The following is a 910-nucleotide window of genomic DNA, read 5'->3' as shown; positions in this document are numbered from 1 at the left end:
ACGCGTGATCAGCAAAAGCAGGGTGACAAAAACATAATGGATTCCAATACTGTGTCAAGCTTCCAGGTAGACTGCTTTCTTTGGCATGTCCGCAAACGATTTGCAGACCAAGAAATGGGTGATGCCCCATTTCTAGACCGGCTTCGCCGAGATCAGAAGTCCCTGAGAGGAAGAAGCAGCACTCTTGGTCTTGACATCAGAGCTGCCACGCGTGAAGGAAAGCATATAGTGGAGCGGATTTTAGAGGAAGAGTCAGATGAAGCATTTAAAATGAGTATTGCTTCAGTGCCAGCTCCACGCTATCTAACTGACATGACTCTTGAAGAAATGTCAAGAGATTGGTTAATGCTCATTCCCAAACAGAAAATAACAGGATCCCTATGCATTAGAATGGACCAAGCAATAGTGGACAAAAACATCACATTGAAAGCAAATTTCAGTGTGATTTTCAATCGGCTTGAAGCCCTGATACTACTTAGAGCTTTTACGGAAGAAGGAGCAATAGTAGGCGAAATCTCACCATTACCTTCTCTTCCAGGACATACTGACAAGGATGTCAAAAATGCAATTGAGATCCTCATCGGAGGATTTGAATGGAATGATAACACAGTTCGAGTCTCTGAAACTCTACAGAGATTCGCTTGGAGAAGCAGCGATGAGGATGGGAGATCTCCACTCCCTACAAAGTAGAAACGGGAAATGGAGAGAACAGTTAAGCCAGAAGTTCGAAGAAATAAGATGGTTGATTGAAGAAGTACGACATAGATTAAAAATTACGGAGAATAGCTTTGAGCAAATAACTTTTATGCAAGCCTTACAACTATTGCTTGAAGTGGAGCAAGAGATAAGAACTTTCTCGTTTCAGCTTATTTAATGATAAAAAACACCCTTGTTTCTACTGATCACGCGT

The 910-nt window shown here is 41.9% G+C and carries 1 protein-coding gene; it reads left to right on the top strand.

Annotated features, from left to right (window positions below; genetic code table 11):
* On the top strand, positions 1 to 690 hold a 690-nt coding region (locus CVV68_RS25195; RefSeq protein ID WP_146239014.1), incomplete at its 5' end, for an NS1 family protein.
* Between the last annotated feature and the right edge of the window lie 220 nt (positions 691 to 910).

Source organism: Arthrobacter livingstonensis (genome assembly GCF_003219815.1).
GTDB classification, from domain to species: Bacteria; Actinomycetota; Actinomycetes; order Actinomycetales; family Micrococcaceae; genus Specibacter; species Specibacter livingstonensis.
The sequence above is the reverse complement of the archived record's forward strand: the minus strand, read 5'-3'. Positions and strand labels throughout refer to the sequence as shown.